Here is a 13959-nt window from a genome sequence, read left to right on the forward strand (position 1 = left end):
CGGCGCGGTGTCCCGCGCCGCCCGGCGGCAGGCCGCTCAGAGCTCCAGGGTCACCTGGTACTCCGTCAGCCAGGCGTCGAGGTCCAGCGCCAGATCGGTCGCCAGCCGGACCGTCTGCGGGTCGGTGTCCGGCGCCAGCGCGTCGGACACCGCCCGCCGGTCCAGCAGGGCGAGGGCGGGGGAGCCGGGGTCGGCGGCCAGCGCGGCGAGCTCGCCGCGCAGCAGCTGCGGGTAGCGCGGGTCCTGCACGATCGGGTACGGGCTCTTCATCCGGTCGGCGATCTCGGGCGGCAGCACGTCCCGCACGGCGGCGCGCAGCAGGCTCTTCTCCCGGCCGTCGAAGTGCTTCATCGCCCACGGCGTGTTGAAGACGTACTGCACCAGCCGGTGGTCGCAGAACGGCACCCGCACCTCCAGCCCGGTGGCCATGCTCATCCGGTCCTTGCGGTCCAGCAGGATGCAGGCGAAGCGGGTCAGGTTGAGGTACGACACCTCCCGCATCCGCCGTTCGAACGGGTCGGCGTCCGGCAGGTGCGGGACCTCGGTGAGCGCCTCCCGGTAGCGGGCCTGCCGGTAGCCGTCCAGGTCGAGCTTGCCGAGCAGCTCCCGGTCCAGCAGCTGTTCGCGCGGTCCGCTGCCGGTGCCGCCGAGGCTGCTCAGCACGGGCGCCCAGGGGAAGTCGTCGGCGTGGACGAGCCGTGGGTCGTGGAACCAGCGGTAGCCGCCGAACAGCTCGTCCGCGGACTCGCCGGACAGCGCCACCGTGGAGCGCTCGCGCACGCCGCGGAAGAGCAGCAGCAGCGAGGCGTCCATGTCGCCGACCCCGCCCGGCAGGTCCCGGGCGCGCAGGGTGGCCAGCCGCTGGGCCGGGGCGCCGAGGTCGGCGGTGTCCAGCTCGATCACCCGGTGGTCGGCGCCCACGTGCCGGGCGAGCATCTCCGCGTACGGGCCGTCCGGGGTGCCGCGCACGGCGTCCGGGGCGAAGTGCTCGGACTGGCCGGTGAAGTCGACCGCGAAGGAGCGGATCGGGCCGGCGCCGGCGGCGCGCAGCGTCCGGGCGGCCAGGGCGGTGACCGCGCTGGAGTCCAGGCCGCCGGAGAGCAGCGAGCAGAGCGGGACGTCGGCCTCCAGCTGGCGGTGGACGATGTCCTCCAGCAGTGCCCGGACGGTGCCGATCGTGGTGGCGAGGTCCTGGGTGTGCTCGCGGGCCTCCAGTGACCAGTACCGCCGCACCGTGGTGCCCTGGCGCCGCACCCGGACCACGTGGCCGGGCCGGACCTCGGCGACGCCCCGGTACGGGGTGCGCCCCGGGGTGCGGGCCAGCGTGAGCAGCTCGCGCAGCCCGTCCAGGTCGACCACCGGGCGCACCGAGGGGTGGGCGAGCAGCGCCTTCGGCTCGGAGCCGAAGACCACGCCGTCCGGCGTCGGGTGGTAGTGCAGCGGTTTGACGCCCATCCGGTCGCGGACCAGCAGCAGTTCCTCGGTGCGGGCGTCCCAGACGGCGAAGGCGAACATGCCGTTGAGCCGTTCGGCCAGGTGTTCGCCCCACTCCAGGTAGGCGCGCAGCACCACCTCGGTGTCGCTGCGGGTGCGGAAGCGGTGTCCGACGGCCTCCAGTTCGGCGCGCAGCTCGCGGTGGTTGTACACCTCCCCGCTGTAGCTGAGGACGGCCAGCAGCCGGCCGTCGTGCTCGGCGGTCATCGGCTGGACGCCGCCCTCCAGGTCGAGCACCGCGAGGCGCCGGTGGCCCAGCGCGGCGTGCCGCTCCAGGTGGACGCCGCCGGCGTCCGGGCCGCGGCAGAGCTGGGTGTCCGTCATGGCCCCGAGCACCGCACGCTCGCGGGTGAGGTCACGGTCGTACGCGACCCATCCGGTGATCCCGCACATCAGCAAGCCTCCGGTTCTTCCGACACTCTTCCGACGCTCCCGTTCCTCCCCCGGACCCCCCGGTGTGTGAGCAAGTCATCACGCTACGTGGTCACCCGTGCGGCTACAAGACCCCCGTTCATGCTTCGAACACAGCGGGATCCTGCCCGATTTCGGGCAGGATCTTTGATCTTTCGGCGAGAGGCCGCCTAGGCTCCCCACTCGTGTCCAGCCCGACCGGTCCTTCGCACCCTCACGACGACCTGCTCGCCCACCTCACCCGGACCAGCCCGCTCGGGCCCCGGGAGGCGGCGCGGGTGGTGGCGGAGGTGCTGGCGTACTTCTCCGAGACCACCGAGGAGTACGTCCGGCGCCGCCACGGCGAGCTGCAGGCACGCGGCCTGACCAACGAGCGGATCTTCGCCCGGCTCGCCGAGGAGCTGCCGGCCCGCCGGGTCGCGGCACCCGAACTCTCGGCCCGCCAGCTGCGCCGGATCGTCTACGGCTGACCGGCCCGCGTTCAGGTCTTGTCGGCACGGCGCGACCGGCCGGCCTCGTCTTCACGGAACCAAGGAGTCCACCATGTGCGGAATCGTGGCCTACATCGGCCCCAAGGACGCGACCCCCTTCCTGCTGGAGGGCCTCGCCCGGCTGGAGTACCGCGGCTACGACTCGGCCGGCGTCGCCGTCGCCGGACGCACCGGCGGCGTCAAGGTCCGCAAGGTCAAGGGCCGGGTCGCCGACCTCGCCGCCGAGGTCCCGGCCCGCTTCAAGGGCACCACCGGCATCGGCCACACCCGCTGGGCCACCCACGGCGTCCCCAGCGACGCCAACGCCCACCCGCACCTGGACAACGCCGAGCGCATCGCCGTCGTCCACAACGGCATCGTCGAGAACGCCGACGAGCTGCGCGTGCGGCTCGCCGCCGAAGGCGCCGTCTTCCGCTCCGAGACCGACACCGAGGTGCTGTCCCACCTGATCGCCGCCCACGCCACCGAGGGCGTGGAGCTGGAGGAGGCCGTGCGCGCCGCCCTCGGCAAGGTGGTCGGCACCTACGGCATCGCCGTCCTCGACGCCGAGCGGCCCGACCGCGTCGTGGTCGCCCGCAACGGCAGCCCGATCGTGCTCGGCATCGGCGAGAAGGAGATGTTCGTCGCCTCCGACGTCTCCGCCCTGGTCCGCTACACCCGCCAGGTCGTCCACCTGGAGGACGGCGAGCTGGCCACCGTGCGCGCCGACGGCTTCCGCACCTTCACCGAGGACGCCCGCACCACCCACCGCCAGCCGTCCACCGTCGACTGGGAGATCGACTCCTACGACACCGGCGGCTACGAGCACTTCCTGCTCAAGGAGATCCACGAGCAGCCCGGCTCGGTCGAGCGCACCCTCAGCGGCCGCCTCGACGAGCGGTTCGCCACCGCCCACCTCGGCGGCCTCAACCTGGACGCGCGCGAGCTGCGCGAGATCCGCCGGGTCAAGATCCTCGGCTGCGGCTCCGCCTACTACGCCGGCGAGATGGGCGCCCAGCTGATCGAGGAGCTGGCCCGGATCCCCGCGCACAGCGAGCCCGCCTCCGAGTTCCGCTACCGCAACCCGGTCATCGAGGCCGACACCCTCTACATCGCGGTCAGCCAGTCCGGCGAGACCTACGACACCCTCGCCGCGGTCCAGGAGGTCAAGCGCAAGGGCGGCCGGGTGCTCGGCGTCGTCAACACCGTCGGCAGCGCCATCGCCCGCGAGTGCGACGGCGGCATCTACCTGCACGCCGGCCCGGAGATCTCGGTCGCCTCCACCAAGGCGTTCACCTCCACCGTCGTCGCCTTCGCGCTGCTCGCCCTGCACTTCGGCCGGATCCACGACCTCTCGCCCGCCGACGGCCGCCGGATCGTCTCCGCCCTCAACGCGTTGCCCGGCCAGATCCGGGAGATCCTCGCCCAGAGCGACGAGATCGCCGGCCTCGCCGCCGAGTACGCCGACTCCACCGGGATGATGTTCATCGGCCGGGTGCGCGGCTACCCGGTCGCCCGCGAGGGCGCGCAGAAGCTCAAGGAGATCTCCTACGTGCACGCCGAGGCCTACCCGGCGAGCGAGCTGAAGCACGGTCCGCTGGCCCTGATCAGCCCCGAGCTGCCCACCGTCGCCCTCGTCCCGGACGACGAGCTGCTCGACAAGAACCTCACCACCCTCGGCGAGATCAAGGCCCGGGCCGGCCGGGTCCTCGCCGTCGCCCACCGGCGCCCCGACGCCAGGCTCGCCGACCACTGCATCCTGGTGCCCAAGAGCGAGCCCGAGCTGGACCCGCTGCTGCTCAACATCCCGCTCCAGCTGCTCGCCTACCACGCCGCCGTGGCCCTGAAGCGCGACGTCGACAAGCCCCGCAACCTCGCCAAGAGCGTCACCGTCGAGTAGCCGGGCGCACCCGCCGGGGCCGGCCGGGGGAGGCCCGGCCGGCCCCGGCGCGACGGCGCGGGGTCCTCCGGCGGAGGTCAGTAGTCCGCGCTGGGGGCGCGGGTGGTGGGGCCGAGGTCGGGTTCGCCGCGCAGTTCCAGCGACTCGCCGTGGCGGGCGAGTTCGAGGACGACGAGGGTGTTGCGGCCCGGCCGCCAGAGCGGGGCCGGCGCGTACAGGGTGCGCTGCGGGCCCTCGTCGGTGTGGCGGCCGAGCAGGAAGCCGTTCAGCCAGAGCAGTCCGCGGCCCCAGCCGGGGAGGGCGACGAAGGCGTCGGCGGGGGCGTCGAGGTCGGTCTCGAAGCGGTGGAAGGCGGGGTCGCCGTCGGCGGTGTCGAGGGCGTCCCGGAAGACGAGGTCGGTGAGGTCGGTGAGCGGGAGCGGGCGGATCTCCCAGCCGTGCAGCCGCTGGCGCTCGTGCGAGACGCCGCGCCGGATGCCCTTGCGGTCGTCCAGCTGGGGGCCGTAGTTGGCCCGGCCGAGGGCCTCGACCAGGATGTCCAGGGTGACGCCGGCGGGGCCGGCGGCCAGCGGGAGGGTCTCGCCGGGGCGGTTGCGGTCGAGGACGCCGAGCGGGCGGCCGTCGGCGAAGACCTGCGCGCGGTCGCCGATGCCGTCGACGCGCAGCGGGAGTTCGGGGCGCGGGCCGGGGACGTGCGTGCGGTAGTGGATCAGGCCGAGCGACTGGCCGAGGCGCTCCATCGGCTCGGGGACGGGGCGGTGGACGGGGGTGGAGAGGGCGTCGAGGGAGTCGAGCAGGCGGGCCCGGCCGCTCGCGTGCTCCAGCCGGCGCGGCGCCAAGCGGGGTGGCAGGGCCGGGAGTTCGACGTCGGGCAGCGGGAGGTGCTTGCCGATGACGGCCCGCAGCGCGTGGAACTTCTCGGTCAGCTCGCCCGCCTCGCCGATCGGCGCGTCGTAGTCGTAGCTGGTGCCGGTCGGCTCGTAGCCGGGGGTGTCCGGGCCGGTACCGGAGTGGTTGGCGCCCGCCCAGAGGCCGAAGTTGGTGCCGCCGTGCGCCATGTAGAGGTTGACGGAGGCGCCGGTGGCGAGGAGTTCGTCGAGCGAGGCGGCGGTCTCCCCGGCGTCCCGGACGTGGTGCGGCCCGCCGATCCGGTCGAACCAGCCGATCCAGAACTCCATGGCGGCCAGCGGGCCCTCGGGCTGCCGCCGGCGCAGCACCTCGAAGCGCTCGGGGGCGCGGGAGCCGAAGGTGGCGGTGGCCAGCAGGCCCGGGACGGCGCCGCCCTGCTGCATGAAGTCCTCGGCGCCGTCGGCGGTGAACAGCAGGCAGTCGACGCCGCGCGCGACCAGGCCGTCGCGCAGGTGTGCCAGATAGGCGGCGTCGTTGCCGTAGCTCCCGTACTCGTTCTCCACCTGGACCGCCACCACCGGGCCGCCCCGGCGGCCCAGCAGCGGCAGCAGCTCCGGCACCAGGGCGTCGAACCAGCCGTCCACCGCGGCGAGGAAGGCGGGGTCCGAGCTGCGCAGCCGGATCCCGTCCACGGCCAGCAGCCGGGCCGGCAGGCCGCCGAACTCCCACTCGGCGCAGATGTACGGGCCGGGGCGGAGGATCACGTCCAGCCCGTGCCGCTCGGCCAGCCGGACGAACCGGGCGACGTCCCGCCAGCCGGTGAAGTCGAAGCCGGCGCCGGGGAGTTCGTGGAAGTTCCAGGGGATGTAGGTGTCCACCGTGTTGACGCCCAGGGCGCGCAGCCGGGCCAGCCGGTCGTCCCACAGCCCGGGGTGGACTCGGAAGTAGTGCAGAGCGCCGGAGACGACGCGGTGCGGGGCGCCGTTGCGGCGGAACCCGCTGCCGTCGAAGTCGAGCTCGATCATGCGGACCAGCTTTCGGTGGTGACGGGGGTGACGCGGGCCGCCGGGGGTCGGGCCCGGCGGTCGGGATCCCGGAAGCGTCGCAGGACCGAACGGGCGGTGCGGCGTGATCGTGCCCGCGCCGCGCGGGGGTTCTCCGGGCGCCGCCGCCGACCTAGACTGCTCAGCTCGCGCGGCACTACCGACGGGTAGGTAGGGAACCCCGGTCCGGTGCCGCCACCGACTGGCAGGGATGGGGAGTCCGGATGGCCGACGAGCGGGTGCACGCCTACGGGGACGACGCGCTGGGGGAGCACGACGCGGTGGCCCTGGCCGCCCTGGTGCGGACCGGCGAGGTGAGCCCCGCCGAGCTGGCGGCGGCCGCCGCGGCCCGCGCCGAACGGGTGGACGCGGCGCTCGCCCCGGTCGCCTTCGCCGCGTACGGGCGGCCGTACGGCGGGGACGGTCCCCGCTCGGACGCGCCGCTGTACGGCGTGCCGAGCTACCTCAAGGACAACACCGACCTGCGCGGCATGCCCACCGGCCAGGGCAGTTCGGCCTTCCGCGCCCGGCCCGCCCGCCGCACCGCCGGCTTCGCCGAGCAGTTCCTCGGTACCGGCCTGTCCGTCCTCGGCAAGACCAGGCTGCCGGAGTTCGGCCTCAACGCCTCCACCGAGTACGCCGCGGCCCGCCCGGTCCGCAACCCCTGGCGGACTTCGCACTCGCCGGGCGCCTCCTCCGGCGGCGCGGCCGCGCTGGTCGCCTCCGGCGTCGTCCCGATCGCGCACGCCAACGACGGCGGCGGCTCGATCCGGATCCCCGCCGCCTGCTGCGGCCTGGTCGGCCTCAAGCCCACCCGCGGCCGGATGGTGCCCAACGCGCAGGGCCGCCGGCTGCCGGTCGACCTGGTCACCGACGGCGTGCTGACCCGCTCCGTGCGCGACACCGCCGCCTTCCTCGCCGCCGCCGAACGCCACCACCGCAACCCGGCGCTGCCCCCGCTCGGCCTGGTCGAGGGCCCCGGCGGGCGCCGGCTGCGGATCGGGCTCGCGGTGGACTCCCCGACGGCGCCCACCGACGGGCCGACCCGGGCGGCGGTCGAGGAGACCGCCGCCCGGCTCGCCGCGCTGGGCCACGAGGTGACGCCGGTGGAGCTGCCGTTCGGCGAGGAGTTCTCCCGGGACTTCGTCCTCTACTGGGGCTACATCGCCTTCCTGATCGCCACCACCGGCCGGCTGACCGTCGACCCGGGCTTCCGGGCGGCCCGGCTCGACGGGCTGACCACCGGTCTGCGGCGGCTCTTCCACCGCGAGTTCGCCAGGGTGCCGGGCGTGGTGCGGCGGCTGCGCGGCGCCGAGCGGACGTACGCGGGGATGTTCCGCACCCATGACGCGGTCCTGTCGCCGGTGCTGGCGCACGTCCCGCCGCCGATCGGCCACCTGAGCCCGAACGTCGAGTTCGGCGAGCTGCTGGAGCGGCTCACCCGCTACGTCGCCTTCACCCCGGTCAACAACGTCTCCGGCGGCCCCGCCGTCGCGCTGCCGGTCGGCGCGAGCCCCGAGGGCCTGCCGGTGGGCGTGCACCTGTCGGCCGCCCACGGCGGGGAACGGGTGCTCCTGGAACTGGCGTACGGGCTGGAGGCGGACCGCCCCTGGCGGCGGATCCAGGACTGACCGCCCCGGGAACCGTCAGCCGAGGACCGGGGAGGCGATCGCGCAGGCCGCGCGGACCTCGCGGCGCAGCGGGGCGAGGACGTCGTCGCCGGTGCCCGTGCCGCCGCCGGGAGCCGCCCCGGGCCCGGCGGGGGCGCCGTCGGGCGGGGCCGGGAGCGGGTTTCCGGTGCGGAGCGCCTCGGCCAGCGCGGCGAGGTCGCCGGCGATGGCGGCGACCTCCTGCGCGGGCGGTGCCGGGACGCCGTGCTCGACCCGCACCCGGGTGGCGGTGGTCGCCTCCACCACCCGCTCCACCGCGATCACCAGCGGCCACCACGCGGCGGCCCGGGTCCCGGTCGGCGGCGGCTCGGTGAGCGCCCGCTGGAACTCGGAGCGGACCGCCGAGAGGTCCCGGTAGAGCCGCCGCCGCCGGCGCGGCCGGGAGGGCTGGTCGCGGCCGGGGGCGGCGGCGAAGGCCAGCGCCACGTACCCGGCGGTGTCCGCGACCGCGTCCGCCAGCCGGTCGCCGATCCTGGTGTGCCAGGACTCCGGCCAGCAGAGGTAGCCCGCCACCAGGGCGATCCCGCAGCCGATCAGCGAGTCGTACAGCCGGGGCAGCACCAGTCCGAAGCCCTGGTGGTTGAGCAGGTCGGAGAGCAGCAGGATGACCGGCGTGATGGCCGCCGTCTGGAAGGCGTAGCCCTTCGCCGAGAACGCCGGGATCAGGGTGGCCAGCAGCGCGATGGTCGGCACGTCCCACCAGCCGCGCGGCACCTCGGCGAGCACCGGGATCGCGATCAGCAGCCCGAGGGCCGTGCCGAAGGCGCGCAGCACGGCGCGCGAGAACACCGAGCCGAAGTCCGGCTTCAGGACGAAGGTGACGGTCAGCGCGACCCAGTACGAGCGGGGCACCGGCAGCACCGAGACCAGCGCCTGGGCCAGGCCGATGCACAGCGCCAGCCGCAGGCCGTACCGCCAGGACGCGCCGGACAGCAGCGCCGCCCGCGCGGCTTGCCGGACCCGCTCGCCGGGGGCGGCGGGGCGGCCGAGCCGGTCGGGGTCGGCGTCGCCGCGCCCGGGCTCGGCGTCGACGGCGGCCGCGTAGCGCAGGGCCTGGTCCAGGGCCCGTTCCGACGGCCCGGTAGGCGGCGGCAGGGTGAGGAAGGCGGCGGGGTCCTCGTCCGGGGCGGGGGCGGCCCGGCCGTGCTCGACGGCGTCGGCGAGCCTCAGGACGGCGGCCGGGTACGCCTCCGGCAGCGGGCCGAGCCGGTCGACCGGGCGCAGCTTCGCGGCGGAGGCCGCCTCGACGACCGGTATCAGCGCGTTGAGCCGGGCGATCAGCCGGGCCAGCCCGGGCGAGCGGCCGTGCCGGCGGGTGCGGTGGGCGAGCAGCAGGTCGTACGAGGAGTTGAGCGACTGGGTGACGGCCAGCCGCCGTTCGTCGTGCTCCGGGGTCCCGGCGGCGCGGACGAACGCGGCGACGGCCCGGTAGCTGCCGGCCACCGCCGCCCGTTCCGGTACGCCGCCGCGCAGCGGCCAGGCGAACAGGGTGAGCAGCAGCACCACCGCGCCGCCGGCCAGCAGCAGCAGCGGCGCCGTCCACCACGGGCGCGGCATCGGCAGGCCAGCCCCGACGACGGCGTTGAGCAGGAGCAGCAGGCCGGAGACGGAGGCGACCGAGCCGATCGAGGAGATCATTCCGGAGACCAGTGCGACCAGCGTCAGGACGGCGACGGCCGTCCAGTCGCGGCCGAACACCACGGTGCCGAGCGCGACGCCGACGGCGCCGAACAGTTGGGGCACGGCGATGTTGAAGACCCGCATCCGGTAGGCGTCGGCGGTGTCGCCGATGACGGCGGACAGCGCGCCCATCGACGCCAGCGCCCCGTACACCGGCCTGCCCGCCGCCAGCCCGACGGCCAGCGGCGCCCCCAGCGCCACGGCGGCCCGGGCCACCGCCGCCCACGGGACCGGCGCCGGCTGCGGCCGCAGCCCGGCGGTCAGCCACTTCGGAGGTGAGAGCCGGCCACCCGGCGCGTCCTGTGCCATGCCGTCAACCTACGGCGCCCGCCCGCGCGGCCCCGGGCGCGGCACGCGCGGGGTGGGCGGGTCCGCTTCCGGTGGTCGCCGGTGAGCCGGTTCTCAGCGGTCCCGCGCTGTCGCCACGGGCGCGGGTGCGGCGGTTGGTTCCGGTGGGAGGGTGGATCCCGCCGGGTGGCGCCGCCGCCCCGGGCGCGGCATGCGCGGGCCTGTGGTGCGGGCCGGAGTGGGGTCGTCGGCTCGGCCGCGCGGGCGGAGTGCCGGGCCGAGCGTGCGGGCACGTGCGGCTGTCGGGGCGGCCGAAGGACGCCGGTCCGCCGCGGCGCCGACGTGCCGGCTGTGGTGGACGGCTTCCGGCTGCCGGACCCGCCCTCAACTGTGATCCGGGCCCGGCGCCACTCCGGTCGCCGTGGCGCCGGCCCGGGCGGCGGCATCGGACCGGCTCGCCGACCGTCGCGGACGGGTGGGCGTCGGTCAGGTGGGCGTCGGTCAGGTGGGCGCCGGTCAGGTGGCGGCGGGCTCGGGGGACGGGAGCGGGGTGTCGGCGGGGCGGGGGGTGGTGGGCAGGTCGCGGGTGCGGCCGACGGGGGAGAGGAGCAGGACGAGCGCGGCCAGGGGGACGCCGGCGGTGGTGATCCACACGGCCGGGCGCAGGCCGAGCGCGGTGCCGAGGGCGCCGGCCAGCAGGGCGCCGAGCGGGATGGTGCCGTAGCTGAGGACGGCCCCGCCGGCGCTGATGCGGCCGAGCAGCTCGGGCGGGCAGTAGCGCTGCTGGAAGCTCGACTTGACCACGTTTCCGGCCACCACCCCCGCCGAGACGCCGAACCCGCCCGCGGCGTAGCAGAGCACGCCCGCGCCGGGGCCGGTGAGCGGGATCAGCAGGGCGAGCGAGCACAGGCCCAGCTCGAAGAGGATCATCGCGCGGGCCGTGCCGATCCGCGCGGCGACCCGGCGGGCCGTGAAGGCGCCGAGGACGCCGCCGCTGCTGACCGTCGCGATCAGCCCGCCGACGGTGCCCGGGGCGAGGCCGACCTCGCGGACCAGGAAGGCGACCTGGATCGACTGGTAGCCCATCAGCGCCAGGTTGGAGGCGCCCGCGAACAGGGCGAAGGTGCGCAGCCAGGGGTCCCCGGCGAGCAGCCGCAGGCCCTCGCCGACCTCGCGGCGCAGGGACCGGTCGGCGGCGGTGCGGGGCGGCGTCTCGCGGTGCCGGATCCGGCCCAGGCAGAGCAGCGAGACCAGGAAGGTTGCCGCGTTCGCGAACATGCCGTTGGCGGCGCCCGCGAGTTGGGCGATCAGGCCGCCGGAGCCGAGACCGGCGATCTGGGCGGCGGAGGCGCTGCCGTGCAGTTTGGCGTTGCCCTCGGGCTGGTCGGCGGGGGAGAGCAGGTCGGGCAGGTAGGCGGTGTAGGCGGTCTGGAAGAAGACGGCCGCGGTGCCGGTGAGCAGGGCGACGGCCAGCAGCAGCGCGACGCTCAGCCGGCCCGTCCAGCCGGCGACCGGGACGGCGGCGAACAGCGCGAGCGAGGCGCCCGCGGCGGCCAGCATGACCGGGCGGCGGGGTAAGCGGTCCACCCAGACGCCGACCGGCAGGCCCATGACCAGCCAGGGGGCCCAGGCGGCGGCGCTCAGCAGGCCGATCTCGAAGGTGGAGGCGTGCAGTTCGGAGACGGCGATCAGCGGCATGGCGACGCCGGTGACGGAGGAGCCGAACTTGCCGGCCGTCTCGCCGCACCAGAGCAGGCGGAAGTCGCGGTGGCGGCGCAGCAGGCTGCGGGGGGCGGTGGCCTCGTGGTTCACTCGGCGCTCCGGGTGTCCTCGGGGCCGCCGGGTGCCCCGGGCTGCGGGCGGCGCGGGAAGGACTGGAGCTGGACGACGACCGGCAGCGCCTCCGGGTCCGGCTCGGCGTCCGGGGCCGGCTGGTGGCGGCGGATGACGGCGAACAGCTCGTCGTTGAGCTCCCGGAGCTGGTCCGGGGTCAGCCGCAGCCGGCTCCAGTCCGAGATGGTCCCGGCGCTGCGCCACTCGGCCGGCCAGTCCTCGGTGATGTAGGTGTTGATCCGGTTGAAGTACTGTCCGACGAGTTCGTGCAGGTAGAGCGAGACCGCGCCGCGGCTGTCCGGGTCGTCGTGGAAGTCGCCGGTGTCGAGCCGGTTGGTGACGGGAACGCGCCGCCACCAGCGCTCGCGCTTGGTGCCGCGGCCGGTCTCCTCCTCGATGAACCCGTGCTCGGCGAGGTGGCGCAGGTGCCAGCTGACGGTGCCGGTGTTCTCGCCGAGCCGCTCGGCGAGCCGGGTGGCGGTCGCCGGGCCGTCGAGGCTCAGCAGTTCGAAGATCTTCATCCGCAGCGGGTGCGCGAGGCCGCGCAGGCTGCGGGCGTCGAGGCGGCGCATCGGCCGCTCGGGCTCGCCGGGGGCGGGGGTGCCGGGATGTTCGGTGGGCATGGCGGAATCGTAGAATGCAGAGACTTCTCTGCATAGAGGTCTCTGCAGAGAAGTCTCTGTAAGGCGAAGGAGGATCGGCTACCGGATGTCGGTCCCGCTGTGCCGGGCCAGGGCCTCGCGCAGCCGGGTCAGCCGGGCGATCTCCGCGTCCAGGGCGGCGAGCCGCTGTTCGATCACCGGGGCGAAGGTGTCCGGCCCGAAGTCCCCCTCGGACGCGCAGCTGCGCGGCGGGTCCGCGGCGAGCAGGTCCAGCCGGTGCGAGCGGCTGGCGAGGTCCTCGACGGTGAGTCCGAGGGCCAGCAGCGCCCGGATCACCCGCACCCGGTTCACCGCCTGGGGCCCGTACTCGCGCTGGCCCGCGGCGGTGCGGGCGGGCGGTGGCAGCAGGCCCCGTTCCTCGTAGAAGCGCAGCGCCCGCGGTGTGGTGCCCGCGGCCGCCGCCGCGTCGCCGATCCTCATCCGTCCCGCCATCCGCCCTCCCCGAGCGCGTCCCGCCTAAAGTTCGACGACCATGGCGCCGAAGACGTCTCCGTCGATCAGTCGGGACAACGCTCCGGGGGCCTGCTCGATGCCCGGCAGGACCGTCAGCGGCACGGTCAGCAGACCGGCGCGCAGCCAGCCGCCGAGGCGCTCACGCCACTCCGGATCCAGCTCCTCGTAGCGCTGCGCGCTGATGCCGTGCACGGTGACGTTCCGGGTGAGCAGCCGGAAGCTGTCCACCACGGTCGGCGCGTCGGCGCCGCGCCGGGCCGGGTCCAGCTGCCCGGCCAGCGCGCCGATCAGGGCGAACCGCGCGCCCGGGCGGGCGGCGTCCACGGCCGCCGTCAGCTGCTCGCCGCCGACCATGTCCAGCAGCACGTCGATGCCGTCCGGGGCGGCCGCGGCGAGCTGGTCGGCGATCGGGCCCGCGCCGCGCACCAGCACGGCGTCGAAGCCGAACTCGTCGGTCAGCCGCTTCGCCTTGGCGGCCGAGCCGGTGGTGCCGATCACCCGGGCCGCCCCGAGCAGCCGGGCCACCTGCCCGGACACCGTGCCGACCGCCCCCGCCGCGCCGGTGACCAGGACGACGTCCCCCTCCCGGACCGCCGCCGCCCGGGTCAGCGCGCCGTAGCCCACGAGGCCGGGTGAGAGCAGGGCGAGCGGGTCGGGGAAGCCGTCGGCCACCCGGGTGAACGCGGCGGCCCCGGCGACCGCGTGGTCGCGCCAGCCGAGCAGGTGGGTGACCAGATCGCCGGGGCGCAGCGGGCCGCCGGCCGGCGCGGCCAGGACCTCGCCGACGGCCGGCCCGAGCAGCGGGTCGCCCGGCCGGATCGTGAAGGGCGCGTCGGCGAAGGCGCCGCCGATGAGCGTGCGCAGGCCGGGGAAGACCACGAAGCCCCGGTTGCGGACGAGCACTTCGTCCGGGCCGGGGGCCGGCAGCGGGCGCTCGGCCACGGTGAAGTGCTCGGGGCGGGGCAGTCCGGGCGGGGCGGTGACGAGCCGGACCTCGCGGACGGTGGTGGGGAAGGACGGCACGGGCGGACTCCAGGGTGTGCGGGCGGTGGCGCGGCGGCCGTTCCGCCGCGCCGTGCGGGGACGCTAACCCCTGCCCCGCGCGTCAGGGGCAAGCCCGCCGATCCGTGCGCCGTGATCACCCGGCGGGCGGCCCGGTGATCTTCTAGAGTCACCTCCGGTATGGCAGCACGACCGTATGGCAGC

10 protein-coding genes are annotated in these 13959 nt (G+C 75.7%); 3 read left to right on the forward strand and 7 right to left on the reverse strand.

Annotated features, from left to right (window positions below; genetic code table 11):
- Nucleotides 1-36: 36 nt before the first annotated feature.
- Complete coding sequence (gene asnB, locus ACFVFS_RS20665) at nt 37-1887, reverse strand: asparagine synthase (glutamine-hydrolyzing) (protein ID WP_380626046.1); 1851 nt, start codon at nt 1885-1887, stop codon at nt 37-39.
- A 203-nt stretch (nt 1888-2090) separates the two neighbouring features.
- Here asnB and ACFVFS_RS20670 point away from each other — a divergent pair, with 203 nt between their 5' ends.
- Together ACFVFS_RS20670 and glmS are read left to right on the forward strand one after the other, a co-directional pair.
- Nucleotides 2091-2375: a hypothetical protein gene (locus ACFVFS_RS20670; RefSeq protein ID WP_380626047.1), complete on the forward strand. Its 285-nt coding sequence runs from the start codon at nt 2091-2093 to the stop codon at nt 2373-2375.
- 73 nt (nt 2376-2448) lie between these two features.
- Nucleotides 2449-4275 (forward strand): glutamine--fructose-6-phosphate transaminase (isomerizing), encoded by a 1827-nt coding sequence (gene glmS / locus ACFVFS_RS20675; RefSeq protein ID WP_380626048.1) that lies wholly within the window; start codon nt 2449-2451, stop codon nt 4273-4275.
- A 77-nt stretch (nt 4276-4352) separates the two neighbouring features.
- Here the strand turns inward: glmS and ACFVFS_RS20680 are convergent, their stop codons facing one another.
- Nucleotides 4353-6149 carry a beta-galactosidase family protein gene (locus ACFVFS_RS20680; RefSeq protein WP_380626049.1) on the reverse strand — a complete coding sequence of 599 codons (1797 nt, stop codon included), beginning with the start codon at nt 6147-6149 and terminating at the stop codon, nt 4353-4355.
- 242 nt (nt 6150-6391) lie between these two features.
- On the opposite strand from ACFVFS_RS20680, the gene ACFVFS_RS20685 reads away from it, so the two are divergent.
- Complete coding sequence (locus ACFVFS_RS20685) at nt 6392-7798, forward strand: amidase (protein ID WP_380626050.1); 1407 nt, start codon at nt 6392-6394, stop codon at nt 7796-7798.
- A 15-nt stretch (nt 7799-7813) separates the two neighbouring features.
- Here ACFVFS_RS20685 and ACFVFS_RS20690 read toward each other — a convergent pair whose 3' ends face one another.
- From ACFVFS_RS20690 to ACFVFS_RS20710, 5 genes are all read right to left on the reverse strand, one after another.
- Nucleotides 7814-9826 carry an FUSC family protein gene (locus tag ACFVFS_RS20690; protein ID WP_380626051.1) on the reverse strand — a complete coding sequence of 671 codons (2013 nt, stop codon included), beginning with the start codon at nt 9824-9826 and terminating at the stop codon, nt 7814-7816.
- A gap of 495 nt (nt 9827-10321) precedes the next feature.
- On the reverse strand, nt 10322-11617 hold the full coding sequence (locus ACFVFS_RS20695; RefSeq protein WP_380626052.1) for an MFS transporter: 1296 nt from the start codon (nt 11615-11617) through the stop codon (nt 10322-10324).
- A complete protein-coding gene (locus ACFVFS_RS20700; protein ID WP_380626053.1) occupies nt 11614-12261 on the reverse strand; it encodes an ArsR/SmtB family transcription factor in 648 nt (215 codons plus the stop codon). The genes ACFVFS_RS20695 and ACFVFS_RS20700 overlap by 4 nt, the downstream gene beginning before the upstream one ends.
- Nucleotides 12262-12339: 78 nt before the next feature.
- Nucleotides 12340-12720, reverse strand: a complete 381-nt coding sequence (locus ACFVFS_RS20705) for a MerR family transcriptional regulator (RefSeq protein WP_380626100.1) — start codon at nt 12718-12720, stop codon at nt 12340-12342.
- A gap of 36 nt (nt 12721-12756) precedes the next feature.
- Nucleotides 12757-13776: an MDR family NADP-dependent oxidoreductase gene (locus ACFVFS_RS20710; RefSeq protein WP_380626054.1), complete on the reverse strand. Its 1020-nt coding sequence runs from the start codon at nt 13774-13776 to the stop codon at nt 12757-12759.
- Between the last annotated feature and the right edge of the window lie 183 nt (nt 13777-13959).

It is taken from the genome of Kitasatospora sp. NPDC057692 (assembly GCF_042799475.1).
Lineage (GTDB): Bacteria > Actinomycetota > Actinomycetes > Streptomycetales > Streptomycetaceae > Kitasatospora.

Excerpts from the sequence above, each read along its gene's own strand:
- ACFVFS_RS20700 (WP_380626053.1), bottom strand. The coding sequence starts at position 12,261 with ATGCCCACCGAACATCCCGGCACCCCCGCCCCCGGCGAGCCCGAGCGG.
- ACFVFS_RS20680 (WP_380626049.1), bottom strand. The coding sequence starts at position 6,149 with ATGATCGAGCTCGACTTCGACGGCAGCGGGTTCCGCCGCAACGGCGCC.
- asnB (WP_380626046.1), bottom strand. The coding sequence starts at position 1,887 with ATGTGCGGGATCACCGGATGGGTCGCGTACGACCGTGACCTCACCCGC.
- glmS (WP_380626048.1), top strand. The coding sequence starts at position 2,449 with ATGTGCGGAATCGTGGCCTACATCGGCCCCAAGGACGCGACCCCCTTC.
- ACFVFS_RS20685 (WP_380626050.1), top strand. The coding sequence starts at position 6,392 with ATGGCCGACGAGCGGGTGCACGCCTACGGGGACGACGCGCTGGGGGAG.
- ACFVFS_RS20705 (WP_380626100.1), bottom strand. The coding sequence starts at position 12,720 with ATGAGGATCGGCGACGCGGCGGCGGCCGCGGGCACCACACCGCGGGCG.
- ACFVFS_RS20690 (WP_380626051.1), bottom strand. The coding sequence starts at position 9,826 with ATGGCACAGGACGCGCCGGGTGGCCGGCTCTCACCTCCGAAGTGGCTG.